Genomic DNA, 1,741 nt, shown 5'->3' with positions numbered 1-1,741 from the left:
GTCCACCTCCCCCCCGCCGCCCCGGTCCTCCGGTGAGCCGCTTCGACCCGGCGTACCCCTACGAGGAGTACAGCCGCCTGACCGGTGAGCCGCGCGCCTGGACGGCCGCCGACCGGCAGGTCGCGTTCCGCCCGCTCACGCGGGGCTGGCGGTCGGTGGCCGGCCGCGTGCTCGTCCTCGCGGCGATCGCCTGCGAACTCGTGTTCGTGCTCTGGCTGCTGCACCCCAGCCACTTCCCGGTGGCCGACGGCAGCTGGCTGCACTGGGTGAGCATGGCGTCGGTGGCCTCCATCGGCGTCATCGAGCTGCTGCGCCTGCTCAACGTCACGACGCTCGCGCTGGCCACCGTGAACGCGCGCGAGGTGGAACCGCTGCTGCCGTCGGCGGACCTGCGCGTGGCGTTCCTCACGACGATCGTCCCCAGCAAGGAGCCGATCGACCTGGCCCGCCGGACGCTGCTCGCAGCGCTCGAGGTCCGCCACGCCGGGCCCTACGACGTCTGGCTGCTGGACGAGGGCGACGACCCCGCCGTCCGCGCCCTGTGCGCCGAGCTGGGCGTGCACCACTTCTCCCGCAAGGGCGTCGCGCGGTGGAACCAGCCGTCGGGGACCTACAAGGCGAAGACCAAGCACGGCAACTACAACGCCTGGCTCGAGGCGGCCGGCGACCGCTACGACGTGTGGGTCTCGGTCGACACCGACCACGTGCCGCTGCCGAACTTCGTCGAGCGCCTCGTCGGCTACTTCGCCGACCCCGACGTCGCCTTCGTCGTCGGCCCGCAGGTCTACGGCAACTACGACAACGTCGTGACGCGCGGCGCGGAGAGCCAGCAGTACCTGTTCCACTCCGTTCTCCAGCGGGCCGCGAACCGTTGCGGCGCAGCCATGTTCGTCGGCACGAACAACGCCGTGCGCCTCTCGGCGCTGCGCGAGATCGGTGGTCTGCAGGACTCCATCACGGAGGACGCGGCGACCAGCCTGGAGTGGCACGCGCGCCGCAACCCCGCGACGGGGCGGCCGTGGCGCTCGGTGTACACCGCGGACGTGCTCGCGGTGGGGGAGGGCCCGACCTCGTGGGGCGACTACTTCACCCAGCAGCAGCGGTGGGCCCAGGGCACCGACGAGGTCCTGCTGCGCTCCTTCCCGCGGCTCGTGCGGGCGCTGCCGCTGCGACGGCTCGTGCACTACGGCCTCCTCATGTCCTACTACCCCTCGGCGGCCGTCTCCTGGGTCCTCGGCATGTTCAACATCGTCGCCTACCTCCTCACGGGGGCGGGTGGCGTCGTGGTGGCCACTCAGCTGTGGCTGGCGCTGTACGTGAACGCCGCCGCGCTGCAGGTCGGCATCTACTTCTGGAACCGCCACCACAACGTTAGCCCGCACGAGGAGGAGGGGTCGTCGGGCGTCAGCGGCATGGTCATGTCCGTCCTGGCCGCGCCCCTGTACGTCAACGCGCTCTTCCGCGCCGTCACCGGCCGCCGTGGCGGGTTCACCATCACGCCCAAGGGCAGCAGCTCCTCGGTCGACGGGGTGCGCACGTTCCGGATGCACCTGTCGTGGGCGGCGCTGCTCGTCGTGGCGCTGGGCGTGAGCGAGGTGCTGGGCCACGACCACCCGATGATGCGGTTCTGGGCCTACGTGGCGCTGCTCGTGTGCCTGCTGCCGCCGTTCCTGTCCACCGCGGCCCGGCTGCGGCGCCCGCCCGCGCCCCGGGTCGTCACGCTGCCGCGGGTCCCGAACCC

General features: G+C 72.2%; 1 protein-coding gene. It reads left to right on the top strand.

Features of this window, described 5'->3' with window-relative positions:
- Positions 1 to 32: 32 nt before the first annotated feature.
- The coding region (locus tag GTR02_RS21560; RefSeq protein WP_205709793.1) for a glycosyltransferase family 2 protein at positions 33 to 1,741 on the top strand (1,709 nt) is incomplete at its 3' end.

Origin of the sequence: Kineococcus siccus, assembly GCF_009906795.1 — a bacterium.
GTDB lineage: Bacteria > Actinomycetota > Actinomycetes > Actinomycetales > Kineococcaceae > Kineococcus > Kineococcus siccus.
This window is presented reverse-complemented; position numbering and strand designations above follow the sequence as displayed.